Annotated in this window: 19 protein-coding genes; 9 read left to right on the top strand and 10 right to left on the bottom strand. The window is 41.9% G+C overall.

Translation table 11 applies throughout. The features are described 5' to 3' along the window. Window positions 1-59 precede the first annotated feature (59 nt). Together DZC72_RS04605 and DZC72_RS04610 are read left to right on the top strand one after the other, a co-directional pair. On the top strand, window positions 60-1,484 hold the full coding sequence (locus tag DZC72_RS04605; protein ID WP_125221696.1) for a Gfo/Idh/MocA family protein: 1,425 nt from the start codon (window positions 60-62) through the stop codon (window positions 1,482-1,484). Window positions 1,485-1,595: 111 nt separating this feature from the next. Beyond that, window positions 1,596-3,332, top strand: coding sequence for an amidohydrolase (locus tag DZC72_RS04610; protein WP_125221697.1), 1,737 nt, complete (start codon window positions 1,596-1,598; stop codon window positions 3,330-3,332). A gap of 94 nt (window positions 3,333-3,426) precedes the next feature. Here the strand turns inward: DZC72_RS04610 and DZC72_RS04615 are convergent, their stop codons facing one another. From DZC72_RS04615 to DZC72_RS17705, 10 genes are all read right to left on the bottom strand, one after another. Further along, window positions 3,427-4,497, bottom strand: coding sequence for a PA0069 family radical SAM protein (locus DZC72_RS04615; RefSeq protein WP_125221698.1), 1,071 nt, complete (start codon window positions 4,495-4,497; stop codon window positions 3,427-3,429). A 47-nt stretch (window positions 4,498-4,544) separates the two neighbouring features. Next, window positions 4,545-6,095 (bottom strand): hypothetical protein, encoded by a 1,551-nt coding sequence (locus DZC72_RS04620; RefSeq protein WP_125221699.1) that lies wholly within the window; start codon window positions 6,093-6,095, stop codon window positions 4,545-4,547. A gap of 16 nt (window positions 6,096-6,111) precedes the next feature. Beyond that, the gene (locus DZC72_RS04625) at window positions 6,112-6,894 is read right to left on the bottom strand and encodes an enoyl-CoA hydratase/isomerase family protein (protein ID WP_125221700.1); all 783 of its coding nucleotides are present in this window, start codon (window positions 6,892-6,894) and stop codon (window positions 6,112-6,114) included. A 12-nt stretch (window positions 6,895-6,906) separates the two neighbouring features. Beyond that, window positions 6,907-8,337: a sensor histidine kinase gene (locus tag DZC72_RS04630; RefSeq protein ID WP_125222602.1), complete on the bottom strand. Its 1,431-nt coding sequence runs from the start codon at window positions 8,335-8,337 to the stop codon at window positions 6,907-6,909. Window positions 8,338-8,542: 205 nt separating this feature from the next. Beyond that, window positions 8,543-9,094, bottom strand: coding sequence for a CopD family protein (locus DZC72_RS04635; protein ID WP_125221701.1), 552 nt, complete (start codon window positions 9,092-9,094; stop codon window positions 8,543-8,545). Window positions 9,095-9,340: 246 nt separating this feature from the next. Beyond that, the gene (locus DZC72_RS04640) at window positions 9,341-12,469 is read right to left on the bottom strand and encodes a WD40/YVTN/BNR-like repeat-containing protein (RefSeq protein ID WP_125221702.1); all 3,129 of its coding nucleotides are present in this window, start codon (window positions 12,467-12,469) and stop codon (window positions 9,341-9,343) included. A gap of 113 nt (window positions 12,470-12,582) precedes the next feature. Then, entirely contained in the window at window positions 12,583-12,894 is a 312-nt protein-coding gene (locus DZC72_RS04645) for a GIY-YIG nuclease family protein (protein WP_165869270.1), read from the bottom strand. A gap of 101 nt (window positions 12,895-12,995) precedes the next feature. Next, complete coding sequence (locus DZC72_RS04650) at window positions 12,996-16,133, bottom strand: VPS10 domain-containing protein (RefSeq protein WP_125221703.1); 3,138 nt, start codon at window positions 16,131-16,133, stop codon at window positions 12,996-12,998. A 160-nt stretch (window positions 16,134-16,293) separates the two neighbouring features. After that, on the bottom strand, window positions 16,294-17,397 hold the full coding sequence (locus DZC72_RS04655; protein WP_165869271.1) for a lactonase family protein: 1,104 nt from the start codon (window positions 17,395-17,397) through the stop codon (window positions 16,294-16,296). Between the two features lie 239 nt (window positions 17,398-17,636). Beyond that, a complete protein-coding gene (locus tag DZC72_RS17705) occupies window positions 17,637-17,774 on the bottom strand; it encodes a hypothetical protein (protein WP_165869272.1) in 138 nt (45 codons plus the stop codon). A gap of 228 nt (window positions 17,775-18,002) precedes the next feature. Between DZC72_RS17705 and DZC72_RS04660 the strand changes: the two genes are divergently transcribed. The 7 genes from DZC72_RS04660 to DZC72_RS04690 all read left to right on the top strand — a co-directional run bounded on the left by DZC72_RS04660 (window position 18,003) and on the right by DZC72_RS04690 (window position 26,793). Continuing rightward, window positions 18,003-18,734, top strand: coding sequence for a hypothetical protein (locus DZC72_RS04660; protein ID WP_125221705.1), 732 nt, complete (start codon window positions 18,003-18,005; stop codon window positions 18,732-18,734). Window positions 18,735-18,778: 44 nt separating this feature from the next. Then, on the top strand, window positions 18,779-20,584 hold the full coding sequence (locus DZC72_RS04665; protein WP_165869273.1) for an ATP-binding protein: 1,806 nt from the start codon (window positions 18,779-18,781) through the stop codon (window positions 20,582-20,584). After that, window positions 20,581-21,204 carry a response regulator gene (locus tag DZC72_RS04670; protein ID WP_125221707.1) on the top strand — a complete coding sequence of 208 codons (624 nt, stop codon included), beginning with the start codon at window positions 20,581-20,583 and terminating at the stop codon, window positions 21,202-21,204. The genes DZC72_RS04665 and DZC72_RS04670 overlap by 4 nt, the downstream gene beginning before the upstream one ends. 43 nt (window positions 21,205-21,247) lie before the next feature. Continuing rightward, a complete protein-coding gene (locus DZC72_RS04675) occupies window positions 21,248-22,042 on the top strand; it encodes a hypothetical protein (protein ID WP_125221708.1) in 795 nt (264 codons plus the stop codon). A gap of 145 nt (window positions 22,043-22,187) precedes the next feature. After that, complete coding sequence (locus DZC72_RS04680; protein ID WP_125221709.1) at window positions 22,188-23,543, top strand: DUF5723 family protein; 1,356 nt, start codon at window positions 22,188-22,190, stop codon at window positions 23,541-23,543. A 196-nt stretch (window positions 23,544-23,739) separates the two neighbouring features. Further along, window positions 23,740-25,128, top strand: coding sequence for a M48 family metalloprotease (locus DZC72_RS04685; protein WP_125221710.1), 1,389 nt, complete (start codon window positions 23,740-23,742; stop codon window positions 25,126-25,128). Between the two features lie 273 nt (window positions 25,129-25,401). Next, window positions 25,402-26,793: a DUF5723 family protein gene (locus DZC72_RS04690; RefSeq protein WP_125221711.1), complete on the top strand. Its 1,392-nt coding sequence runs from the start codon at window positions 25,402-25,404 to the stop codon at window positions 26,791-26,793. The last annotated feature ends 4 nt before the right edge of the window (window positions 26,794-26,797 follow it).

The raw sequence follows: 26,797 nt of genomic DNA on the forward strand, positions 1-26,797 counted from the left end.
TGGACAGAAATAAGAAGTCAATTTTTTGTACCTTACGAGTCCAGACAAATTATTAAACCATGCAAAGAAGAAAGTTTATTAAAAATACTGCCGCCGCGTCAGCGGCCTTTTCCATTGTACCCAGTTTTGTAATGGGTAAAAACCATGTACCACCCAGTGACACCTTGTATATGGGTGCATTTGGTGTTGGTGGAAGGGGTGCTAGCGTAATCCAAGGACTCAATGAAACCCAAAAAGTGAAATTCGTATCCTTTTGTGACGTGGATGACCGAAGGGCCGCTGAAACCTATGCCAATTTTCCAGATGTAAAAAGATATAAGGATTTCAGAAAAGTCTATGACATGCATTTAAAAGATATGGACGCCATCATGGTAGCCACGCCCGATCACATGCATGCTTCAATAGCCTTGCCATTTATGAGAGCAAAAAAACACGCCTATGTTGAGAAGCCATTGACGCATAACATCAATGAAGCCCGCTTGATGACACAAGTCGCCAAGGATAATGGCATCGTCACGCAAATGGGGAACCAAGGAGCCTCCAGTGATGGCAGTAGGGAAGCAAAGGAATGGATAGATTCTGGCATTATTGGAAAGGTTTATAAGGTAGATTGTTGGACGAACAGACCCGTATGGCCCCAAGGTGTTCCGGTACCCCAAGGAAAAGATCGCATTCCCAAAGGACTGGACTGGGACCTTTGGTTGGGAACTGCTGAATTGAGGGATTATAATGATGCCTATCTGCCCTTTAAATGGAGAGGTTATTGGGATTTTGGAACTGGTGCCTTGGGAGATATGGGTTGTCACATTATGGAAACCCCATTTAGTGTTTTGGGTCTTGGTTATCCAACCGAAGCCGAAGCAAGTTGCACCACCAATTGGGTGGGCGATTTTGTAGAGGCGGACTATAGCAAATCTTGTCCTGCGTCTTCCATCGTCCGATTAAAATTCAATACGCCGGAACATGGAGACATCGCCCTAAATTGGTACGATGGAGGACTGCTCCCAGATTTACCCGATGAACTGAAGGATGGCGAAACCATAGGTGATAGTGGTGGTGGAAGCATTTTCTACGGAACCCGGGGAATTTTGGTCTGTGATACATATTCCAGAAACGCACGATTATTGCCCTCCACGACCATGGAATTGTTGACACCTCCAAAACCTTATTTAAAACGCATTGAAGGGGATACCGGTGGACACCAACGCAACTTTGTGGAAGGATGTCTGCAGGGTGCTGAAACCTCCTCTGATTTTGAACGTTCCGGACCTCTAACTGAAGCTGTCCTCATGGGAAATTTGGCCATAAAGGCATTCCAATATAAGAAACTGAAGGAGGGAAAGAAACTGGGAGACTGGGATCCATTTGAATATCCAGGCCGTAGAAAAATCCTTTGGGATGGTGACAATATGCGCGTAACCAATTGGGACAAGGCCAACGAATGGGTGAAAGGAAGTTACCGGAAGGGTTGGGAATTAAGCTAAACTGCTCCAATTCATACAAGATGAGACCGTCTAAAACGAAATTTGATTTAGGCGGTTTTTTTGTGATAAAAAAGATTTATATTCAACTACTTCAAATATCAATCCATTCGTATGTCTCTAAATCAATTCGCATCACGTTCCCTTCTTTTAATTTGCTTTGTTTTCCTCTTACAGTCCTGTTCAACAGAAAAGAAACAGGCTGGTACCCTATTGATCCACGGTGGCCCCATTTACACCATGGATTCCGTGAATCCCGTGGTGGAAGCCGTGGTCACCCTTGATGACAAAATCCTGTTTTCCGGTAGTTTAGAAAATGCCGAAAAACTAAAAGGCCCAGAGACCCAAGTAATCGATTTGGAGGGTAAGACCATGACTCCCGGACTGATCGAGGGCCATGGACATTTTATGGGTCTCGGTTACAATGAACTCAACTTGGACCTTATCAACACCAAAAGCTTTCAGGAAATTATCGATGCCGTTGCCGATGCGGTCCAAAAAGCAAAACCCGGAGAGTGGATTACGGGACGGGGCTGGCACCAAAGCAAATGGGACCAACTCCCTGAAAACAGCGTTTTAGGTTTCCCCACCCATGAAACACTCAGTGCCGTTTCACCGGACAACCCTGTCTACCTAAGACATGCCAGTGGACATGCCGGTTTTGCCAATGCCAAAGCAATGGAATTGGCCGGACTTCAATTGATGGGCACCGAAAACATGGACGCCTTTTCCGTGGAAGGTGGCGAGGTCATCGTGGATAATCTAGGGCTTCCTACAGGAGTTTTTAACGAGCGTGCCATGACGCTTATTACCCAACACATCCCAGAAAATACGGCTGAGAAAGACATTCAGGCTTTTGAATTGGCTGTAGCGGCCTGTCACCGAAATGGTATTACCGGTTTCCACGACGCCGGTATTGGGAGGGAAACCATCGCACTTTACAACAACATGAAAGCCGAAGGTAAAATGGGCATACGTATGTACGCCATGCTGACGGGTTGGGACAAAGAACTACTCAACGAATGGTATGAAAAGGGACCCAGCGTAGATCCTGAACATCTTTTTACGATACGTTCCATTAAACTGAATTGTGATGGGGCCTTGGGATCTAGAGGGGCCTGGTTGTTGGAACCCTACTCGGATCGGCCCGATCATTTTGGTCATGAGACCTTGCCCATGGAATTTGTGAAGGAAACGTCCCTAAAGGGTCTGGAACATGGCTTTCAAGTGTGTTCCCACGCCATTGGAGATCGCGCCAATCGGGAAATTTTGGACCGGTACGAAGCGGCTTTTAAGGAAAAACCGCAGATGGTCAATGACAATAGATTTCGGATTGAACATGCCCAACACCTACACCCGGAAGACATTCCAAGGTTCGCTGAACTAGGGGTCATACCCGCAATGCAGGCCGTACATTTATCCTCCGACCGACCTTGGGCGATTGACCGTTTGGGCGAAAAACGTATCAAGGAAGGTGCCTATATGTGGCAGGCTCTTTTAAAGAGCGGGATTCCGGTGGTTAACGGTACGGATGTTCCCGTAGAACCTTTGAACCCAATTGCCAGTTTTTACGCAAGTGTTACTCGGAAAACCCTGGAAGGGAATCCAGAAGGTGGCTATGAACCGGGTCAAAAGATGACCCGGGAACAGGCCCTACGTTCTTATACCCTCGATGCCGCCTATGGTGCCTTTGAAGAAGGCATTAAGGGTTCCATTACTGAAGGAAAACTAGCCGACTTTACCATCTTTGACCAAGATCTAATGACCGTACCGGAGGATACATTATTGGACACCCAGGTGGAAATGACCATTTTTAATGGGCAAGTGGTTTACACAAAATATGCCAGATAACTGAACCAGCTCGCTCGCGCGAGCATCTTACTCGTGCCACAACCCGCATTGCGAAATTTAAAACTTAATACAGCTTATTTATTTTCCCAAAGCTTTAAAAAAGGCTCAATTGTCCCGTCTTATATTGCCCATGTAATTCCGTATTCAAGACCGGAAACTTTTTGTCCTTAAAGTAGTTGCGTTTTGCAAGACGTACCATATCATGGATTTGCTTGGCAATGGTTCCTTCCCCTTTACTTCTAATACCAAAGCGGCTATCGTTTAAGGTGCCTCCGTGACATTCCTTGATTTGGTTAAGCACCTTGTCCGCCCTATCGGGTAGGGTCTTGCGGATCCAATCGGTAAAAATACCACCAATGGCACCATTCAATCGCACCACGGTAAAAGCAAAGGATACCGCCCCATTCTCCGAGACCGCTTTGGCCAAATCCATAATCTCATGGCTATTGATTCCCGGAATGATAGGTGCCAACATCGCATTGACTGGTATGCCATTGTCGGACAGTACTTTTATCGTCTTCAGCCTTTTGGGGATGGAGGCGGTTCTCGGTTCCAAAATCCGACGAGTTACCTCTTTTAAGGAAGTTACCGACACGTTCACACCTATCAAACCGTAGTTGTTCAGTTCCTTTAGAAGGTCTAAATCCCTTAAAATCAAGGCATTTTTGGTGATGATGCCCACAGGATGCTTGTATTTTAAAAAGACCTCCAAACAAGCTCGGGTAATTTTAAATTCCTGTTCCGCTGGTTGGTAGCAATCCGTATTGCCGGACAGCACGATGGTGCAGGCTTTCCAGGATTTGCTTCTTAGCTTTGCCTCCAGTAATTTGGGGGCATCTTTTTTAACGAGAATCTTTCGCTCAAAATCCAAGCCCGCACTGTAACCCCAGTATTCGTGGCTATTTCTTGCATAGCAATAGACACATCCATGTTCGCACCCTTGATAGGGATTCATGGAATACATCATCCCAACATCGGGACTTGTGACTTCGTTGACAATCGTCTTTGGAAAAATAGGAATGTACTGAGTTTTGTTTTTATCGGCCGGCTCACCTTCCAATCGGCAGAACTCCAGAAAATCGTCCCGAGTCTCATAACTATATTGAAGGAATTTGTTGGGCGTATTTTCCTGTGCCCCTCTTCCTTTTATAGGGGAATTATTCATTTTAATGGATTTATTCCAAAAATATGGAATTAATCCATTAAAAGATATTATTTAACGGCTACTTGGACCAATTGTTTTTTTGTCCCTCTTTTGGCGTAGAACATGAGCTCGTCATGCAATTTGTCTATGTAGGGTTTGGAAACCATTAGGGGCAAGCGGGCATCGGTATCATCGATAACCTTTTCATAGTTCATGCGGCCATGTTCATCCAACTTGATCAAAAACACGTTCCTGTTCCTGCTCAATCCCTGTTTGAACATGATGCGTTCGTCACTTAACTGTTGTGGGTTTTCGGCCGAGGTACTGATAAAAAAGTAGGTAGTATCGTCTTTGGTAAGGGAACTGTACGAGGCGTAGGCCCCATCGCCTTGGGTAACTTCGGTCTTGTTTATATTTCTGGCCCAGATCAAGTCGCCCTCCCCGCTCAGTTTGGCACTTACAATGTCGTTGTGGTGATACCTGGTGACCAACACCCTACCGCCACTGCTGTTTGCCTGCGTACTGGTACTGGTGAAATACTCTTCTGCATTGAATAGAATATTACCCATGGATGTTATGCTCATACCTTTGAATACCAAATCTTTCAGGGTCTTGTCTTCTTCCCTACCAAACTTGTCCATCATGAACTGTTCTGAAAACGAATTGAACTTTTGACTTTCTATTTCCAAGGTCCTCGGATTCAATTTAAAGTAGGAGATGCCGTTGTAACGGTTATCCTTTCTATCGGCATAGAAACCTAGACACAATAATTCCTTGCCCTTAAAAATTGGTTTTAGGGCCTCTGGAAACTTTCCGGGCGTATAAAACGATTGGGTGCTGCCTCCTGTTTTTGAAACACGTACCATTTCATATTGGAACTTGCGCTCCGTGGCATTGAACCTCTTTTTCTTGAAATAAGCCTTCCCTACCAAGTATACATTGCTCAAGTCTTCCGAGAAGGTGATTGTCTCAAAGGCGTAATTTTTTTCCTCTACTTCTGCCGAAAAATCATGCTCCATCAATTTGTTCAGTCCCGCATCAAAAACATGGATATAGTGCTGGTTGTTCTTACCCTTTTTAAAGTGGGTTGTTATGGCAAAGGCCGATTTCTCATCGTTAAATAGCACCGATGTAGTGAACCCCGATGTAAAATTCCTATTGTAGTAATTACGGTCCAGCGGCTCAGCTACGGGATCCGATGGAATTGTCAAAATTGTCTCCTTGGTGAACTGGTAATCCGTATACGGACTTCTATGAATTTGGTATTCATAAGCCATCGTATCATAATTGTACTCCAAGAAAAGTAAGTATGCCTGACCGTTCTTGATATAGGCATCCACAAAATTGGCATTTTTCAACTTGTAATTGAATTCGGAAAGCAGTTCCAAATCCTCATTGTAATGTTCAATAAAATACCCCTTGGGTTTTAGCACGATTCCCGTGTAGTAGGCCCTAACAATGACGGTTCCGCCTTTGCCATCGTCCGCAATGGCCAAAAGATTGGAATATTTGTATTTGTCATTGTATTTTTCGCCAATGTTATAGGCAACATCGGCCTGTTGGGCAACTGAAAGGTTTACTATTGCCAAAAACAGTACTAGGAAAATTGTTCTAAACATGTTAGGTTCGCTTTACCTACGAACCCGGAAAATCAGCTTTTCTTTTTTCTAAAAATGCCGTGGTGCCCTCAGCAAAATCATCCGTTCCAAAACACGCCCCAAAAGCCTCAATTTCCTGCTCGTAGCCATTTACAGTATTCATAAAACCCGCATTTACCGCTTTTATTGCATGGGATATGGCGACGGAGGAATTATTACTGATCTTTTCAGCCAATTTGTGGCATAAAGGTAGTAGTTCCTCTTGGGTAACGACATGGTTTACCAAGCCGTAATTTTTTGCCTGATCGGCAGAAATCATTCCTGCGGTCATGATCATTTCCATGGCCCTTCCTTTACCCACCAATTGGGGAAGGCGCTGGGTACCCCCATAACCCGGAATCACGCCAAGGGACACCTCGGGAAGGCCCATTTTTGCGTTATCGCTCGCCACCCGAAAGTGACAGGCCATGGCCAGCTCCAACCCGCCACCCAAGGCAAAACCGTTTACCGCGGCGATGACCGGTTTGGAAAGTTTCTCCACAAAATCAAACAATAGTTCCTGTCCTTTGGCGGCCAATTTCTTTCCCTTTTTAACCGAAAAATCGGCAAACTCGGAAATATCGGCCCCGGCCACAAAAGCCTTATCCCCGCTACCGGTTATGATTAGCACTTTTACTTCTGTATCATCCTCCAATTCAGATATGGCCTCATGAAGTTCTTGGATGGTTTCCCTATTCAGGGCATTTAGTTTTTTTGGCCTATTGATAGTGATAGTTGCAACGGCATCTAAAATTTCCACTAGTATTGTTTCGTAAGACATGTTCTTTCGCTTTTATTTTATAGTTTTCATTCTTCCAACCCTAGGGAATTTAACACAAAAAACAGTGCCCTTCCCTGGCTGGGACGTGAAATTAATGCTCCCTTTGTAAGTTTCTACGATATTCTTTACCATTCCCAGACCAAGTCCCATCCCACTGGTCTTTGTGGTGAACTTGGGTTCAAAAATCTTGTCCTCAAAATCCTTTTCAATACCAATACCGTTGTCCGCAACGGAAATCTTGACCATATCCCCATCAATGGCCACGGATACCAAAATCCTAGGGGAATCATGTTCATCGGGTATGGCCTGGATGGCGTTTTTTACCAAATTGGTAACGACGCGTATCAATTGGGTCCGATCCAATTTTGCAATAATTTCCTCTTCTTCGGCGATAAAATGGATGTACTCCTCATTGAATATATCCAGAGCCAGTTTAACTATTTTTACCACGTTAAGGGTCTCGTTCTGCTGTGCTGGCATTTCCGCAAAACTAGAAAAGGCCGAGGCAATACTGCTCATGGTATCGATCTGCTGGATGAGCGTTTTGGAGTATTCCGCAACCTTTTCCGTAATATTGGGATCCTTGGGGTCAAATTTAAGTTGAAAGCTTTGAACGCTCAACCGCATAGGGGTCAGTGGATTTTTAATTTCATGGGCCACCTGTTTGGCCATTTCCCTCCAAGCCTGTTCCCTTTCGCTTTTGGCCAGTTTCGCCGCACTTATACTTAGTTCATCGATCATGGCATTGTAGGAGGAAATCAATTTCTCTATTTCCTCACCGGGCTTTTCCAAATGAATTTTCTCGTTCCTTCGGGTAAGGTCGGTCCGTTCCATCATATCGCTTATTGCCTCCAAGGATCGCGTGATGTATTTTGATATAAAATAAGCCAACCCAATGGCCAATAGGAACATGAGAAAATATACGCCGCCCAAGCGCGCCAAAAACTCGTTTAACTCCTTATCGTTGAATGAATTATCTTCAAAATAGGGTAAGTTCAGTATTCCTATGGGCTTAAACTGACGGTCCGCTATGTAGGTATACGAAGCCTGATACTGGTCGCCCGCGGCCTTATTCCGCTCCACATACCTTTTATCAACACTAACGTCCAGGTGGTTTAAGATTTCAGCATCTAGACACATGGAAATTGGATCATTTTCAATCTTGGGCCTTGAGCTTTTGATCAACTCACCTTCCAAACTATAAATGTTGAAATTCATGTTCTGTACCACAGCGATTTCATAAATTTCCTCTTTGAAAATGAGTCCGAGATTCTCCGTGGTGACCGGATAGGTAGTTTTTTGAATGGTCAAATCGATGCTCTGTCTAATCTGCTCTTCCTTCCGCTCCATCCTGTTTTCATGGTAATCCCTATTGATTTCCCTAAACTGATAGATGGTAACACCCAAAATTAGCACGGAAGCGATCAGCACCAATAAAATCATTGATACGAAGATGCGAGACCGTAAAGAGAATCTACTTAACAAAAGTTTGACGTTTCGTTCAAAGTTAGCAAATATCGCACCAAAGCGGGTTCAAAATCAAGTGCAAACGCAAATCTCAAGTGCAAGCTCAAAAATCAAGTTCAAGTTCAAGCTTACATTCAAACTCTAGTTTCTAGTTAAATTATAAAAAGGGATATCAAAATTATTATGCTTCCGGATTCTTGTTTCGGATTCGTTTGTAAAGCTTGATGCCCAGCATCAAAAGGATTCCCAAAACAATGATGCCTACGACGCCAAAAATCCAACTGAAGGCGCTTTTTAAAATGACCAAAAAGACCACGGCAAATAGGATTAGGGTAGCCCCTTCGTTCCAAATGCGCATGTAATTGGAGGAGTATTTGATATCATCCTGCTGGAATCTCTTAAATATGAGGTGATTTTTTAAGTGATACACAATCAGCAATAGTACAAACCCCAATTTAATATGCATCCAGGGTTGTTGCAACCACTGGGGCATTAAGACCAATAACCAAATGGCAAATATAGTAGCCAGAATTGCGGAGGGCCATGTGATGATATACCATAGCCGTTTTTCCATCAACTTAAATTGGGTACTCAAGATTTCTCGCTCTACCTCGGGTTTTTGTTGCGCTTCGATATGATAAATAAACAATCTTGGGATATAAAAAAGACCAGCAAACCAGGTAATCACGAAAATCAGGTGCAGGGCTTTTATATAATTATAATATTCGGTCATATCCTGTTAAAATCAAACTCAAATACAAGTGCAAAAAACAAATTCAAATACAAGAGTCAAGTTCAAGTTCAAACACTTATTATTTCCAGAAGGATTTCAATAACTCACCATCCCACTAACTCACTATGTCACTATATCACTAACTCACTAACTCACTAACTCACTAACTCACCATCCCACTAAATCACTAATAAAACAGTTACAAAACAAAACGATAAACGTTCAAAAGAAAGAACAATTAATTAACTACTTCGGATTTAAAGCCCCAATACCAGCTTCCCAAAGTGCCTTGTTATACGCCGGTATGTCGGTATTTAGCAAGGCTTCTCCCCTGGCCTTTAATGGTATCCATTGCTTATCCAATTCCTGTTTTCTATCCAAGTTGGATTTGTTTACTCTTGGAATGCTACCGCTGGTCTGATTCAACAAGAACAGATATTCCGCCGTAAATTTGTTGGGGAAATTCTCCACATCATCATAGGCCTGCGACTTTCTTTGGACCATATCTGCGTCCCAATCCTTCATTTTTTCCAACAGTGCTTCACCTTTTGATTTTAAGGTTTCATCCTCGATTTCCTTCAACACTTCCTTTAGGTCTTTCTGAACCTCAAAAAGGGTATTGACCATTTTATGCATCTCGGTAATCTTCTGTTCCATTTCGCTCATTAACACATCATACTCCTCAAATTGTCCGGGTTTCATTTCAATGGTTGGAATCGGTTTGATCTCACCTTGCGTGGTTACTGTCTTCCCATCCATAGTAAGCGTTATGGTATACATTCCAGGAATTTCCTGGTGTCCCCTAAAGTTGGCCTCTATATACACGCCTGGAATTCCTGGAACTATTGAATGGCCCATATCCCATACAAACCGATTCAAGCCTTCATTTTTTGGCAATACAGGGGCCGGAGGGGCTCCCCCGCCGTTATGTGGTATATAGTCTTTGTCCTTTTCCGAACTAAAACTGCGAATCAATTTCCCTTTGGAATCCTTGATTTCCATGGTAAGCTTGGTGGAATCATTCAATTTTGGCAATTCGTAATACAGTACCATACCGTTCGCCGGATTGACCCCGTCAAAGGCATCCGTGGCAGTAACCTCCTTGGCATTGCTGCTCATGGGACTTCCCCAAGAACCGGCGTAGGCCGCACTTGGCTTCAATAATTTCAGCCCCTTTTTGGCTGGTTCATACTGGCTAATGGTATTGATATTGTCCAAAATCCAGAAAGATCGGCCCGAGGTCGCCATGATTAAATCCCCTCTATGCACCTTTAAATCCAACACGGGGGTTACCGGTAAATTCAACTGAAAAGGCTCCCATGCTTTGCCACCGTTCCACGAAATGTACATACCGAGTTCCGTACCCGCATATAGCAAATCCCTTTTATTTTCATCTTCCCTGACCACCCTTGTAAAGGCTCCGTAAGGAATTCCATCGCTTATATTGGTCCAGGTTTTACCATAATCCGCTGTTTTGTAAAGGGCCGGAGTGTAGTCGTTGAACTTGTATCGGGTGGTGGCGATGTATGCCGTAGCGGGGTCATGAGGTGATACCTCGATGGCATTGATCAAGCATTCGCTAAGTCCTTTTGGGGTTACATTGTCCCAGGTTTCCCCACCGTTTTTGGTAATGTGTACCAATCCATCGTCACTTCCCGTCCAGAACACACCCTTTTCATGCGGCGACTCTATCATATAGGCCAGGGTTCCGTAGTTTTCCGCGCCTACCGCCTCATTGGTGTAAGGTCCGCCACCGTTTCCTTGCTTGGCATCGATATCCCTCGTTAGATCGGGAGAGATTTCTTCCCAGGTAACCCCCATATCGCGTGTGCGTAAAACCAATTGCGCGCCATGGTAGTACGTACCAGGTTCGTGGATGGAACCAATAATCGGGGCATTCCAGTTGTACAGATATTTCATGTTCCTAGCTTCCCTTCCCAAATACTGAATGGGGGCGGCCATGATATTCGTGGAACTTTTGGTTTCCGTATCAAGGACTTCGATAGTTCCCAAATAACTGCCACCAAGCACGTATCTTGGGTTATCTGGGTCAAAGGCCAAAAAGGCACTTTCACCACCGGCGGAATAGGTCCAATCCTCCTCCGTTATACCGCCTCTGCCAAGCGACAAGCTGGCGATTCGCACCGAGGTATTGTCCTGCTGCCCGCCGTAGATATTGTAGGGGAACAGGTTATCGACACTTATTCTATAAAACTGGGCCGTTGGCATATTGTCCTGAGCAGACCAAGTTTTACCATAATCAAAGGTAATGGTAGCCCCTCCGTCATCGGCCAACACCATATTTTTGGAATTATCCGGGTTTATCCACAAATCGTGTGTATCCCCATGCGGTACATCAATGGTTTCCCAAGTCTTCCCTCCATCTTCGGAACGGAACATCGCTGCACTCAACACATACACGGTATCTTCATCATTGGGGTCCGCAAAAACTTCAATGTAATACCAGGCACGTTGTACCAGTCTATTATCTCCACTCACCATGGACCAGGATTCCCCTGCATCGTTGGAGACGAAGAGTCCGCCCTTGTCCGCATTGGAATCACTTTCTATCAATGCATATACCTTATTAGAATTGGCAGGGCTAACGGCTATGGCCATTTTTCCCTTTTCCTCTGGAAGGCCTTCGTGTATTTTTTTCCAGGTCTCTCCGGCATCGGTGGATTTGTAGAGTCCGCTGCCTTCCCCGCCACTGATTACCATATTGGGTTTGCGTTGGTGCTCCCACATGGCCACGTACATAATTTCAGGATAATTGGCATCCATAGAAAGTTCTGCCGCACCGGTCAGATTATTCACGAAAAGGGTGTTTTTCCAAGTTTTCCCTCCATCGACGGATTTGTAGACCCCTCTTTCGGGATTGCCGTCAAATAGCGCCCCTTGGGCAGCTACATAGACAATATCCGGATTGGTTGGATGAATGATAATACGCGAGATATGCTGTGTTTTTTCCAATCCTACATGTTGCCATGTTTTACCGGCATCGGTGGATTTGTATACACCATCTCCGTAAGACGTCATCACTCCCCTTGGAGCGTGCTCGCCCATACCGCAGAATAGAATGTTTGGATTCGATTTTGAAACGGCTACGGCGCCAACGGAACCCGTTTTGAAATAACCATCGGAGATGTTTTCCCATTTCTGACCGGCGGTCTCGGTTTTCCAAAGTCCACCCCCTGTGGTGCCCATATAATAGGTCATCGGGTCACCGATAACCCCGCTTGCCGTAACCGAACGCCCACCTCTAAAGGGTCCTATATTGCGGTATTTCATAGGTTTGAAATACTCATTGGCCGATTGGGCAAAGGTGGCGCTGCACGAGAGCAGCATCAATAATACTAGATATTTACTTTTCATTTTACATGATTGGTTTATTCCTTTTTCGAGTTTTATTCTTATTAACTTGTGTTATGTCAAGATTAGTGAACCAAAGCTTCTCGACTCCGCTCGAAGTGACAGTTGTAGTTCAGTTAGTCCTTATTCTTAAAATTGGTTTCATTTTTACATATGGAGAATAACTTTAATATATCATAGTCCCCATTTGCCAATGCCATTTTCTTCGCCCTACTCCATTTCTTTATTTTCTTTTCAAATTTTTCCGCTTGTTCAAATTGCATAAATTCTTGATGCCAAATGATAATAACAGGTCGACGTTTAGAAGTATATGAATTATCGTTAAAACCGTAGTTGTGTTCTCTTATTCGTCTTTCTAAATCATTGGTTAAACCTATGTAAATACTTTCATCAGCACATTGAGCCATATAAACATAATAATATCGCATTGAACTTATTTAAAACTAAAAGACTGTCAGGTCGAGCGGAGTCGAGACCCATGTTCCGGGGCTTCTTCTCGACTCCGCTCGAAGAGACAGGTGTCATTTATTTAGTCCTCTACAAACAAATAATTCAATTTTAAGTCATTAAAAGCGGCATTGAACGCTTGGAGTTCATTAGACATCACCGCATCAAACTTGTCCAATTCCTTGTTAATGGCAGCTGTAAGCTCGTTCTTAACGGCAATGTCCTGTTCCGTGGGAGGAAAGTCGTCAATCGCCACCAAACTATTCAAATGTCCCAATTTGTTGGTCAACTTAATGGGAAAATTCAATGGATCTTGCCGACTCCTATTCTTGGTCTGGTACAAAGCCTTCTCCACCTCGCCCAAACTTTCCTTCATTTTTTTGGCCTTTTCGATAAGTTCCTTAGTGGATTCATTATCTGCATACTGCTTAGTGAATGCATCCAATTGGGCCGTTACGTTCCTAATCTTTTCAATGGATTTGTGGGCTTTATCTATGGTCGTGTTGATATCGGTAATAAAATCATATTGTTTTTGCATATCGGCCACAGATGCCTCCGCTCGTGGATCTGGAAGTATTTTTAACTCCTGTGCACTGGAAACCCCATTGACATTCAAATGCACCTTATAGTTACCAGGAACCGCTTTTGGCCCATCCAAATTGGCCCACCAAAGTATCATACCGTCCAACAATTTGGCACCCTTACCCCGAGTGTCCCAAACAAAGGTATTTCCACCTTTTTTCACCTCAATTTTTTGGTCCTTTTCTTTTGTAAAGTTGTTATAAGTGGCCAAGGTATCCCCGGCTATGGAGGTATAGGTTAGATGAACACTATCCTTTTCACTGAGATTTTTCAAGTAAAAATGGGTCACCACGCCATTAGGGTGATTTTGTCCAGAGGTCTTGGAAAGTCTGTTGGAAGCCCTACCTTTTGTACGAAAGGAATCCTTGGGCTTATACAGGATATGTCCCGATGATTTCTTGCTTTCATCCAATTGATGTAGTACCGTTAAATCATCGATGATCCATAGACTGCGTCCTTGGGTGGCCACAATCAAATTATTATCCTTGATGGTCAGATCCGTAATGGGCACGATGGGCAAGTTCATCTGGAAGGATTTCCAGTTCGCCCCATCATCAAAGGAAATGTACATGCCTGTTTCCGTTCCCGCATACAGCAAGCCTTTTCTTTTGGGGTCTTCCCGCACTACACGGGTGAAGTGTTCCTCATTGATGCCATTGGTAATCTTGGTCCATGTTTGGCCATAATCCGTCGTCTTATATAAATAGGGCTGGAAATCGCCCAATTTATATCGGGTAGCGGCCACATAACAGGTACCCTCATCAAAAGCGGAAGGTTCAATACTGTTGATCATGTTCCACTCCGGCATATTGGAAGGGGTAACATTTTCCCACGTCTCGCCCCCATTTTTGGACACATGGATCAATCCGTCATCACTCCCTACCCACAACAAGCCTTCCTTTAAAGGGCTTTCATTGGCAGCAAAAATGGTACAATAGTACTCTACACTGGTATTGTCCTGGGTTATGGGCCCACCACTGGAACCTAATTTTGTTGGGTCGTTCCTGGTTAGGTCCCCACTCAACACTTCCCAACTTTGACCTTCGTTGGTGGTCATGTGTACATGATTGGAAAAGGTGTATAGTTTATTAGGATCGTGTCTACTGAACAAAATGGGGAAGTTCCACTGAAAACGATATTTCATCGCCTCTGCCCCGGCACCCATGGGGTTGTCCGGCCATACATTGATACCCCTAACGGTACCTTTTTCATGGTTCACACGGGTAAGGAAGCCGTCATAACTTCCTCCATAGACTATATCATCATTTTCAGGGTCTACCGCTATCCAAGCGGATTCCCCACCGGCGGTTTCCTCCCAATCGTCCTCCGTGATAGCGGAACCATCGCTTCTATGATTGACACGTAGTGTGGAGTTATCCTGCTGCGCTACGTAAATTCGGTATGGAAAATGGTTGTCCGTAGTCACCCGATAATATTGAGCGGTAGGCTGATTGTAATAGGTACTCCAAGTCTCCCCGCCGTCATAGGAAATCTGGGCGCCCCCATCATCCCCAATAATCATCCGCTGGCCATTTTCTGGAGAAATCCATAAATCATGATGGTCTCCATGCGGGGCATTGAAGGATTTAAAGGTCTTACCTCCGTCCATGGATTTATGATAACTTACGTTCAAAACATACACTACATCTTCATCCTGGGTATCCGCATACACACGGGTATAGTACCAGGCGCGTTGTCTCAAGTTTCTATCGCTATTGACCAAGGACCATTTTTTGCCACCATCTTCGGAACGATACAAACCGCCCTTTTCCTTATTTTCAACAATAGCCCAAACCCGTTCCGAATTTTTAGGGGAAACCGTTACACCAATGATTCCCAACGTATCCGTAGGAAAACCTTCGTTCTTGGATATCTCGTTCCACGTTTCACCACTGTCCGTACTTTTCCATAGGGCCGATCCTTCCCCTCCACTACTTAAACTGTAGGGTGTTCTTTGGGCACGCCACGTGGAAGCATACAAAATCCTCGGATTGTTTGGGTCAAAAGTCAAATCGACCGCTCCAGCCTGATCGTTTACGAAAAGTACTTGTTTCCATGTGTCACCACCATCGGTACTTTTATAAATGCCCCTTTCTTTTGTCGGTTTGTATATATCTCCCAATACTGCGGCATACACAATGTTATAATCCGTGGGATGTACCCTTATTCTTGGTACGTGCCTGCTCTTTTCCAAGCCGGCCTTTTCCCATGTTTTACCAGCATCTACAGTTCTCCAAATGCCATACCCTGAAGAAACGTTTCCCCTTAGGGTCTTTTCACCACCACCTACATATATAACGTTTGGGTCACTCTTGGCCACTTCTACAGCACCAATACTGCCGCCAAAGTAACCATCAGAGATGTTCTCCCAAGTACGACCACCGTCCAAGGTTTTCCAAACACCACCACCTGTGGCTCCGAAATAGTAAAGATTGGGTTCACCGGGCACCCCAGTAACCGCAGCTGATCTACCACCGCGATAGGGGCCTATGCCTCGATATTCAAGGCTGGAGTACAATTCCTCCGGATACGAAACGGTAACGCTATTTGATTTGTTTCTACGCTGTCCCTCAGTTGCGTTTGGCAACAATAATAGGAAAAGGGCCACTAGGCCCAAAATGGTGTAATTGGATTTCATTTTCAGTTCTTTGAATTAGTCAACCCTAAATTTAAAGAAAAGCTTTTAATACACCCATTATAAAAGGACAATAATGCTATTGTTGGCAAAGGTTTTTATTAACCTTAAAAAATTCTCAATCCATAAAGTGAATTTCCGTAAACATAGGGCCAATTAGTTTTCAATCCAAAAACTCCAAACAAACGGGATTGGGCAAATCAATTTCTTCCAAGAATGCTAAAGTGCCTAGCTCCTGGTCTCTTTTAAAGACCACAATATTATTGCTCTTTTGGTTGGCCACCAGCAAAAAATTACCACTTGGGTCAATCGTAAAATTACGCGGCCAATCCCCATGAACGGACTCCCTGCCCACAAGGCTTAAGGTACCCGTTGCTTTGTCCACTTTAAAAATGACAATGGTCTGCTCACCTCTATTTGATCCATATAGGAAATTGCCATCGGGTGATAAATGGATATCGGCACAGTAACTTTCTCCAGAAAAGTCTTGGGACAGTGTAGCATGTGTTTCTTTTTCCACATAGGTAGAACCCTCCCTTTTAAAAATGGTAATAGTGGAATTCAATTCATTAATGACATACAGATACTTTCCATTTTGACCAAAAGTAAAATGTCTTGGCCCTGCTCCATCGGGTAAATCAATGGAAGCTTGTTCGTTTGGTTTGAACTTTGCGGCATCCAAAGAAAATCGCTTCACGGCATCCAGGCCTAAATCGGCAATGAATAACCCTTCCTTTGTAAAGGCGGCAGAGTGTGCATGGGATGTCTTTACAGTATCCAAACTTTGCAGGTCAATTACTTGTGGATTCTCCATTAGCCCACCTATCTCGTCCAAATTGAAAATAGTGGAATTCCCCCCAGTATAACTAGAAATAGCCATATTTTTCCCATCATCTGAAACGGCTATATGACAAGGATGTGCACCCACGGTAACCACACCCCTTTTTTCAACGAGTTTACCTTCTATTAATTCAAAGGCCATAACACCGCCAGTTTTATTTTCAAAGGAATCTGTTTCCAGTACGGAATAAAGCATTGAATTATCTGGAGAAAACTTTATATATGAAGGGTTTTCAATAGTTGCCGCCAATTGTTTGTTGGTTAAGGCTCCTGTATTCGCATTGAATTTCAGTTGATAAATACCATTGCTATCCCCGTCCGTATACGTTCCTACATATAAATCATAGGTCATGTGGTCAGAATTCATATTGCATCCCATCATACAGAGTATGCCTAAGTACATCATTGCAGTAGTCCATCTATTCATCTGTTTATTTATGTTGTTTTTCATAGGTCAGACATGCCCAACTGCCTCGTTCAGGCCAGTGTAATTATTCACATCATTTCAGTTTGTCTACCATGAGCGTTCATGAATCCTCGATCGCCATCCCGATAGCTATCGGGACATCTAGGTGAGTATCAAGACTTGTTATGGCTCATTTCACTGGGTAAATTAAATTTACCTAAATGTAGACACTTTTAATGAATCTCTGTAAATCGCGAAATCTAAAGGTCAGTTCTTGTATTGTCCCTTTGATTTTTATAATCGCGATATTCCTTGGTCGATTTTTTCAAATCAATGATGGCAACTACCACAAGAATAAACAAAACCAGGGTAACTATAAGCAATACAAAGTACATCATGGGGGAAGTATTTACTTTTTAGACCCAGAATGTTGGTTAAGGTCACTAACCATACCTTTTTTATGGACAAACCAGATGCTTATTCATTAAAATGTTGATTACAAAGTCACTATTGATAAACCAATATCCGATTAAATTCCTATCTTTTGGAAATATCCCCATTATCTGGTATACCATTAACTGATCAATTTGGCCATATTTGGCCATAGAACTTTAAAAACTTAGATAATGACAGTAACCAAAAAAAAATCCAGGCCATTAATCATTTTATTGTTAGTACTGGTAATTTCTCCATTGACGGCCCAATTAAGGAAAATCAAGGACACTGCTCCTCTTATTGTTAAAAGAGTGGTCGGAATGGAAGATTATAGTTCAACCCTTGATTTTAACGACAACAGAAAACAACTTCTCATGGCCGGTCAAAATTACCAGACAAACTACGGTATTTATGCATCTATTGAAATTGGTGAATCAACATTGGGACAAAACTATAAAACGATAAAGAACATTGAATTTGAAATCGTAAACTATAAGCCAACTTATTTTATTGGTATTGATTCTGTTGTGGTAGTAGCAGACAGAAATAATAGCGGAGCTACTTTTAAGATTTATACACGTGCCCTCTCAGATAAGACAAATTATATCCTTAGCGAAAACTCTTTAAACAACTTACATTTTGAGCAAGGCAGCTATTTACATTCAGAAAGGTACCTAAATCCCATGTTTCCCATAAAAGATGCTAACGGAAATATAGTTTACGGCAAAGATGGCCGAATAGACTGTAAACCTGACAATGGAAAGGCATTCGATTTTGAATTTTTTTATATGGATGGAAGACATGTTGTAAGAAAAGAGGATTATGACAAAGAACAAGAAAGTGAGCTAAGTGCCACCAATGAAATTGCATTTTCACTTCCAGGACGAAGGTGCAATACCAGTTTTAACAAGGTCGTATTCTAATGTATAAATTCTTAATCTGTTTTTTTCTGATTAGTTCCAATCTATTGTCCAACAACAAAAAACTAGAGACTTTTTTTAATGCAACAAAAAATCAAGATTACGATAACGCTTATTTAATCGCTTGCAATATAGAAGATGATATATTGAAAGGTCATTTGATTACCCTTGTGAATTTATTGACTGAAAAAACACCCAAAACAGATAATAGCGTTAGCACCGAACCTTCTGAAAACAAAGAATTAAACTTTGTTAAGTTCCTAATATCCGCATATCAAAACAACTATGCTATAAAGCAAGACAATCTTCAGGCCTTCAAAAATTTCTCTAGCGCACTTAAAATAGCGGAGTCCCTAGAAAACGAGGTTTTGGCCAAAGCAGCGTTGATTGGGACACTTGACCTGTTTGCTGCAGAAATATTTATTGGAAGCAGTCAATTTGAACCTTTCTTGGAACGACTGATAGAATTAAGAAATGACACTACCGATGATTTTTTAATTCTTCTATACCAATTGATTTTTCTTACCAAGGCCGATGACGATATCCTTGAAGTAGACGCGCAGTATTATTCATATTACGGCAAACTCGATTCAATTTTTTTAAGATTGAAGAAAACGCATCCTTTATATCCCAAGTACTATTTCGAAAAAGGTATTTACCATAAAATTGAAAAGGACTATGGGAAAGCAGAGGATTTTTTTTTAAAAGCGGATAGTATCGCTTCCAAAAATAAATATTTCAATGTACTACGAGGAAAAGTGGCCTGGCAATTATCTTCTATACATATGGAAAACAACCAAATTGAGAAGGCCAAACGTTATTTGAAGATATTCAAAAATAGTTCCCATACACTTAGAGATTTATTTTATTCTACCCGTTTGGAATCCTTAATATTTCAAAAAGAAGGTATCTATGATTCAGCGTATTTTTATTTACGAAAATCAGTAGATGTTGAGTATCAACTTGGCTACAAAAACAACACTCTGGAATCCTCCATCTTAAAGGTCCAAAATCAAACGGACAAACTAAAGCTGGACAAATTAGAGTTGGATGCCCAGAACAAAAAGATAAAAATTTGGACCCTGGCACTTGGACTGGCCCTTCTTTTTGGGTCAGTCATTGGTGTACTTACCTATAAAAACACCAAGCGCAAACAATTGCTCGCTGAGCAGGGAAAAATATTGGAGGAACAGAAAGTGGCAACACTTCTAAAGGATCAGGAACTGGCTACCATTGATGCAATGATAGAAGGGCAGGAAAAGGAGCGGCAACGCATCGCCCATGACCTTCATGATGATTTAGGTGGATTGATGGCAAACGTAAAACTTCATTTCAACTCCTTGCAAGAAAAATCAATAAGTAACAAGCAAGAACTTTATAATAAGACCAATGAACTATTGGAAGAGGCCTATCAAAAAATACGGGCTATCGCCCATGAAAAAAATTCCGGGGTCATTGCGAAGCAAGGACTATTAAGAGCTGTTAATCAAATGGCTGAAAAAATTTCGCAATCAAATAGAATAGGGGTAACTGTTCAGGATTTTGGTTTGGACAATCGGCTTGAAAATAGCCTGGAAATAAACCTGTTCAGAATTATCCAAGAATTGATAACTAATATCATTAAACATGCCAAGGCCACAATGGCAAACATACACCTCACCAACCACGGTGATGTGCTAAACATTTTGGTCGAAGATAACGGAATAGGTTTTGACCCAAAAACCATAAAGAAAGGTAAGGATGGAATGGGCCTCAAAAGTATCGACAAACGAATATCCCATTTGGAGGGCACTTTTCATATTGAATCCGAACCCGGTAAAGGTTCGACCATAATTATTGATATACCCATATGATACGGTTAGCAATTGCTGAAGATCATCAGTCGTTGATAGATGGCTTGGAGCTACTTCTTAAATACGAGGAAAATATCCAAATTGTAGGCACTGCCAACAACGGGCAGGAGTTATTGGAGGTCGTACGGAAAAGAAATCCAAATGTTATAATTACCGACATTAGAATGCCCATTATGGACGGGATTGAAGCAACAAAAATTATCAAAGCGGAGCACCCCCATATTACCGTTTTGGCTTTTACCATGTTCGACCAAGAGGGGGCCGTAAAAAAAATGTTGCATGCGGGCGCAACCGGATATATTCTTAAAAACGCTTCCCTTAACCAAGTCTTGGAGGCAATTTTGACCGTTGCCCAAGGCGGTACTTATTATGATGGCAATATTGATCTCTCATTTGCAGAAAATCAAAAAAAAGCCTCCAGCAAAGGTCGGTTGACCAAACGACAAAAAGAAATATTATCCTTGATCGCACAAGGAAAGACATCAAGGGAAATTGCAGATGAACTTTTTATCGGCATACACACCGTTGACACCCATAGAAAAAACATGATGCGCATATTGGAAATCCAGGGAAAAGGAGAGTTACTGAGGTACGCCTTGGAAAAAAAGTATGAATTTTAATCTTTTCCCCTATTTTTAAGGAGAATTGAAATACTCAAAAAAAATGATTGTCAGGTCATTGTACATTCTAACCATTTTTATGTATGCCCATGTTTCCGGATATTCCCAAGTTGAAACGTACTATGCCCTGAAAAACCAAGAGGTTGAAAAGACCGATTTCAAAGAAATTAAACGAGAGCTCTTATTTAAAGCGGAATCAACGGATACTAAGGAATCCTTTGGGCTGGCCCTGGGTGCATTGGCCGTCAAACTCATACCTTTGTTGGTTGATGGGGCCTCCAAATTATTCTATAATCCTGATAATTTCAATAAAGAATATTTTGCCAGTTATTCCTTTTTTGAAAATTCTGGAAGTTTTACAAAACTAGATTCTGAGCAAAACATGGTCTTCCAACAATCTGGTCTCAACGAATTTGGGGGGCGGGAAGTAATCAATCGATTTGTATTTGACCTAGGTAACGTAAAAAATGTAGAAGGTTATTATTATCTAGGCCTAAAATCCTACGAACTCAATCATTCCTGGTGTAAACTAAGTGGACCGGGTAACCGAATTAACTATATTCTGGATATTGGATTTTATTATTTTGACGAGGATGATAAGGCCCAGGAATTCCACATCAACCCCATTCTATTGGACGAACAGTTCATTGATGGAGAAAAAAGGGAAATTCCAGAAATAAACTATCAGGTAATACCAAAAATGAAAGTACTTCAGACCGTCCAGGTTAGGATACGCGAAATCAATGCAAAGACACAAAATTGGGACCGCTATCTAGAACTTTATCAAAGTAACCAGAACAATATCTCCAAATTTTTGATACGGGCACTTGGCGAATGACCATGTTCTTCTTCAACTGGCTTCAAAGAAACTTACTTACCCCTTCAAATCGACACTAAGGAGAACTATATATACCCTTTACTAGGTATTGAATTAGGTATGCCCGCCTACTATTTTTGATCATAACCAAACGTTGGATAACCTTATGAAATACGCGTATATTCTATTCTTATTTATACTTTGGGGTAAGACCTTCGGCCAATCCTATAGCGGTCTTTTTACAGATAATTTTAGCGGAATACATAACACCATTATCAATCCGGGTAGCCTTGCGGACAGTCGTACTAAGTGGGAACTCAACCTTTTTTCCATCAATAGTGTAGCAAGTACTGATTATACCCCCTTGACCTTGGGGAATATCACTTCTTTTATTGAAAATGATAGTTTTGATAGTTTGGAGAGACTTGCTTCCGATACTAATAACTTTTTGATAAATTTAGATGTATTGGGGCCTTCCATACAATTTTCACTTAATGAGAAAAACGGACTTGCGCTATTTACAAGAATAAGGGCCATTGGAAACGTAAACAATATTAACGGTACTCTTTTTGAAAGTGTTTATGATGGGTTTGCCAACCAGGACTTTGATTTTGTTGCGAACAATATGGATTTTACCACACACGCTTGGGCTGAAATAGGCCTATCCTATGGATCAATACTGCTACAAAAAAAATATCATAGGTTAAAAGGAGGGATTTCTTTAAAATACCTCCTTGGCGGAGGGGCTATTCAAGGTAGCAGTACTCAGCTTAATGGCCAGTACGATTCTAGTATCGAAGAGGTGTCCCTAAACGGTGACCTTTCCTATGCTTTTAGTGCTACGGAAACTGAGGGGGATGTTGACTATTTTGACAACCTTTCACCAGGGTATGGTTTTGATTTTGGCGTTGTTTACGAGTTTAGAACCCCCTCATCCTTAGCTCCTTCCAATGGCGATAATCCTAGGGGATTCAATCAATACAAACTAAGAATGGGGCTATCTTTTTTGGATATTGGAAAAATAACCTATCGCAATACGGAGAGCTCCACCTATCAAATTAATGCAACATTTGCTGCCCAAGATCTAGAAGAAGATTTCATATCGGCCATTGAGGATCAGGTTGTTCCACAAACCCTTGTAAATAACCAAGCCTGGAAACTCCCTGGCACCATTAATTTAAACGTTGATTACTGGTTAACCAAGCAATGGTATCTGAACCTAAATATAAACCAAGGTTTGTTGGATATGAATGCCACTTTTAATAACAACCCTTTGAATCTTATTACGCTTACACCAAGGTATGAATCCAGGATTTTTGGAGCCTATCTACCTATTTCTAATAGTAAATTAAGTGGAACCTCAATAGGCTTAGGGTTGCGATTGGGTCCGCTTTTGATAGGTTCTGGAAGTTTATTTTCCAACCTAGGCAATAATGCCCAATTGGCAGACATATTCCTTGGACTTAAAATACCTGTGTACCACAAAAGAAAGAGTAAAGATTTCAAATCAAAAAAACAATAACCTACAATTGGTACGCCTTTTAAGTACCAAATTCAATTAAAAACCACTGTGCGCACCATACATTTTAAACAATTGACAAAATTTAGTATTTTACAACTCTAAGTCGTAAAAATAGTATGAAACCCAAATTTAGGGATTTGTTATGGTACGTTAAATACCTCTTTAAACATCAAGCTATTAATCAAATTTTAAAGGTTTGAAATATCTCACTGTACTATTGTTCTTTTGGTTCTACCAATCAGCTGTTGGTCAGGGTTTCCAACAGGATATTGTATACGAAGAAGTGGATGAAAGTTGCTTTGGCAACCAAAGCTATCAAGCGGACCCCGAAGCCGAGGCTATCGTGGACGAAATCATGGCCCAAATGGGCTTAAACAGAACCTTTAAAATTAGGCAATGCCACAATATTCAAAACGCATTGGCCAGTATACAAGAAGATAATAGTGGTAAAAAAGACCCTTATATCCTATATGACCCTGTCTGGCTTGCAAAGATGAAAAATAGCTCCCGTACAGATTGGGCTTCCATAGGAGTAATGGCCCATGAAGTAGGCCATCTTTTAAACTATCACTCTTTGAACAACGTGGGCAGCAATCATAGATATGAGATCAGTGCAGACCGATTTGCCGGGTCCACCATGGCCCGTATGGGTAGTACCCTTGAGGAAGCACAGAGCATGTTCAAAAATTATCCGGAAAAAGCCTCTAGCACCCATCCCGGAAGGGCGGAACGTTTGGAAGCCATAAAAGAAGGATGGAACCGAATCAATAATCCAACCCAAAGAACGGTTTTATTAAACGAAAATACCCCGGATCGGGATATTCTTCCAGAACTTATCATTAACAGGTATTACAAGGAAGCTGGCGGACAAAAAGAACTAGGCCAAATAAGGGAACTAAAATTTCGTGAAAAAATCACCGAAAAAATTGGTCAAAGCTTAAATGCCATATCCAACGAATTTCAACATGAATATGTGCTGAACCCAAATACCATATTGGTAAACAAAGCCTTGGAGGGACGGGATTACAGTGAGAATTACAAAGTTGAAAACGACTCTTTATTTTGGAAATATTCAAATGAGGAAAAATGGAATCCAGGTGCTCCTCGCATAGGAACAGAAAAACAAGATGACTATGAGTTTAAAAAGGACATTGAGCCAAGCTTGAGTAATTTTTTTGAAGACTTTGTTTTACTATCCAATCCAGAGGTAGCGACCTACAATGGCAGAGAAAGAATCGACGGCATCGAATGTTTTGAACTCAAATTGCCCGAAGAACGCATGGAATTTGGTGATCTTCAAAAAAAGGGCAAACGCGTGACGGTGGAAAAAAGTTATTTTTATCAAACAGCTACTGGACTCCTGTATGCCATCGTAGAAAAAGAGCTGATTGAATCTTTTAAAAAAGGAAATCCAAAAGATAAGAAAAACACCGAACGAAAAATAGTGTATGGACACTATAAAAAGTTTAACGAACTACTTTTTCCTACCGAAATGAATACCAGTCTCGTTCCTCTAAAAAGTGATATTCCCCAAACCGGAGAAGGTATATATCAGGAACGAAAAATAACGGATATTCAGTTCTAACAATACTTGAAAAAGCGATATTTTGTAGGTCTTTTCTTTAAGTCTACCCAATACTTTCCTTCTTTACAATCAACTGATTATCAATCTCCTCATTCCAAATTATACCCAATAATGGGTATTTATTTATTTGGCCTTACCTGTTATATTTGATTTTATCGATAAACCTATCTTTTTATCGACAAAAAGCAATTTAACAATGATAAAAACCATGAAAATTTTCTATCTTGAAAATCCCCCGCTTTGTCCGTAAGGACCTTCAAACCACCAACCAAAATGCAAAGAGACCACTATATTTTATCATTTATACTTTTTTTACCATTTCTGGCACTTGCCCAATTTGGACACGGCACCGTTTTTGACAACTATGGCGGAATCTATAATGTGGTGCAAAATCCGGCCAACAGTGTAGAATCCAAATACAGGTATCATATCAACGGTATGTCCTATCACTTTTTCAATCCCACCGAGATTGGCGAAACCGATTTTCAGGACATCATCCAAAATCCAAATGGTTTCAATGCTTTGGACTTTCAAGAAGTTGATGAAAAAAGTTTAAGTCTTAAAAATAACTCCATGGTTGACCAAGATATTTTATTGCCCTCTGTTCTTTGGGGTTTTTCTCCCAGGCATGCCGCTGCTTTTCTATGGCGTTCCCGTTCCTACACGGATTACCAAGGCTACAATGGAGGGCTTTGGGCACGACTGACCAATCCCGATTATAACGGATCCATACCCATAAATACATCCAACTTCAACAATACCACCCACCAATGGGACGAATTTGGTATCAACTATGCCTTTGCAGCCATTAGGGGTAACTATCACTTTTTAAAAATTGGTGGCACCATTAAATATTTGGCCGGTAGGCGTGGTACAGAGGTGCGCGGCAGTCTTTCAACCGACGAAAACGGAAACATTACAGGCGTTGAACAATTAACCTATTTAAACACTGCCACCGCATCACTTCCTTCCAACGCTACAGCAGAAACCGATGCATTTTACACCCATGCGATTGGGTTTGATTATAATGGACAGGGAATAGGTGGGGATATTGGCCTAGTTTACGAGTGGCGTCCAAGAGAGACTAACCGGGTTGGCGCCAGGAATAGCAGTGCAACCGTTAACACATACAAGTTACGGTTAAGCGCCGCTGTTTTGGATATTGGAGGTATTGAGTACGGAAAAGAAGAAAAGGACATACGAAAGATGTTGTTTAAATTTGAAGGTAACTCAATTGAACCGGACAATACAGAAGAACTGTTCCAAACCTTGGATGGTGCAAATACCCATACTCCACAGGATGAAAGGATTCAACAGGGCAGCGTCACGTTTGCGCTTCCCATGAGCTTAAACATCAATGCGGACTACCTAGTCCTGAATGACAATAAATACTATGTAAACCTCAACTATGTGCAGGCGCTGACCTCCAAAGACGACGAATTTACAAATACTAGATTTGGTATGGCTACACTGGCTCCCCGGTATGAAACCTCGGATTTTAGTGCAAGTATCCCTCTTGCGTATGTGATGGAAACCGGGAGTATCCATGTTGGATTGGCGGTTCGGTATAAATACATCACGGCCGGTTGTGTGAGCCTGCCCAACATGCCTTTAAATCACATTTATTTTGGAATCAGCCTGCCTGTTTTGGAAAAGGTATTTTAAAAAG

Origin of the sequence: Maribacter algicola (genome assembly GCF_003933245.1) — a bacterium.
GTDB classification, from domain to species: domain Bacteria; phylum Bacteroidota; class Bacteroidia; order Flavobacteriales; family Flavobacteriaceae; genus Maribacter; species Maribacter algicola.

Excerpts from the sequence above, each read along its gene's own strand:
- DZC72_RS04605 (WP_125221696.1), top strand. The coding sequence starts at position 60 with ATGCAAAGAAGAAAGTTTATTAAAAATACTGCCGCCGCGTCAGCGGCC.
- DZC72_RS04610 (WP_125221697.1), top strand. The coding sequence starts at position 1,596 with ATGTCTCTAAATCAATTCGCATCACGTTCCCTTCTTTTAATTTGCTTT.
- DZC72_RS04615 (WP_125221698.1), bottom strand. The coding sequence starts at position 4,497 with ATGAATAATTCCCCTATAAAAGGAAGAGGGGCACAGGAAAATACGCCC.
- DZC72_RS04620 (WP_125221699.1), bottom strand. The coding sequence starts at position 6,095 with ATGTTTAGAACAATTTTCCTAGTACTGTTTTTGGCAATAGTAAACCTT.
- DZC72_RS04625 (WP_125221700.1), bottom strand. The coding sequence starts at position 6,894 with ATGTCTTACGAAACAATACTAGTGGAAATTTTAGATGCCGTTGCAACT.
- DZC72_RS04630 (WP_125222602.1), bottom strand. The coding sequence starts at position 8,337 with ATGATTTTATTGGTGCTGATCGCTTCCGTGCTAATTTTGGGTGTTACC.
- DZC72_RS04635 (WP_125221701.1), bottom strand. The coding sequence starts at position 9,094 with ATGACCGAATATTATAATTATATAAAAGCCCTGCACCTGATTTTCGTG.
- DZC72_RS04640 (WP_125221702.1), bottom strand. The coding sequence starts at position 12,469 with ATGAAAAGTAAATATCTAGTATTATTGATGCTGCTCTCGTGCAGCGCC.
- DZC72_RS04645 (WP_165869270.1), bottom strand. The coding sequence starts at position 12,894 with ATGCGATATTATTATGTTTATATGGCTCAATGTGCTGATGAAAGTATT.
- DZC72_RS04650 (WP_125221703.1), bottom strand. The coding sequence starts at position 16,133 with ATGAAATCCAATTACACCATTTTGGGCCTAGTGGCCCTTTTCCTATTA.
- DZC72_RS04655 (WP_165869271.1), bottom strand. The coding sequence starts at position 17,397 with ATGAATAGATGGACTACTGCAATGATGTACTTAGGCATACTCTGTATG.
- DZC72_RS17705 (WP_165869272.1), bottom strand. The coding sequence starts at position 17,774 with ATGATGTACTTTGTATTGCTTATAGTTACCCTGGTTTTGTTTATTCTT.
- DZC72_RS04660 (WP_125221705.1), top strand. The coding sequence starts at position 18,003 with ATGACAGTAACCAAAAAAAAATCCAGGCCATTAATCATTTTATTGTTA.
- DZC72_RS04670 (WP_125221707.1), top strand. The coding sequence starts at position 20,581 with ATGATACGGTTAGCAATTGCTGAAGATCATCAGTCGTTGATAGATGGC.
- DZC72_RS04675 (WP_125221708.1), top strand. The coding sequence starts at position 21,248 with ATGATTGTCAGGTCATTGTACATTCTAACCATTTTTATGTATGCCCAT.
- DZC72_RS04680 (WP_125221709.1), top strand. The coding sequence starts at position 22,188 with ATGAAATACGCGTATATTCTATTCTTATTTATACTTTGGGGTAAGACC.
- DZC72_RS04690 (WP_125221711.1), top strand. The coding sequence starts at position 25,402 with ATGCAAAGAGACCACTATATTTTATCATTTATACTTTTTTTACCATTT.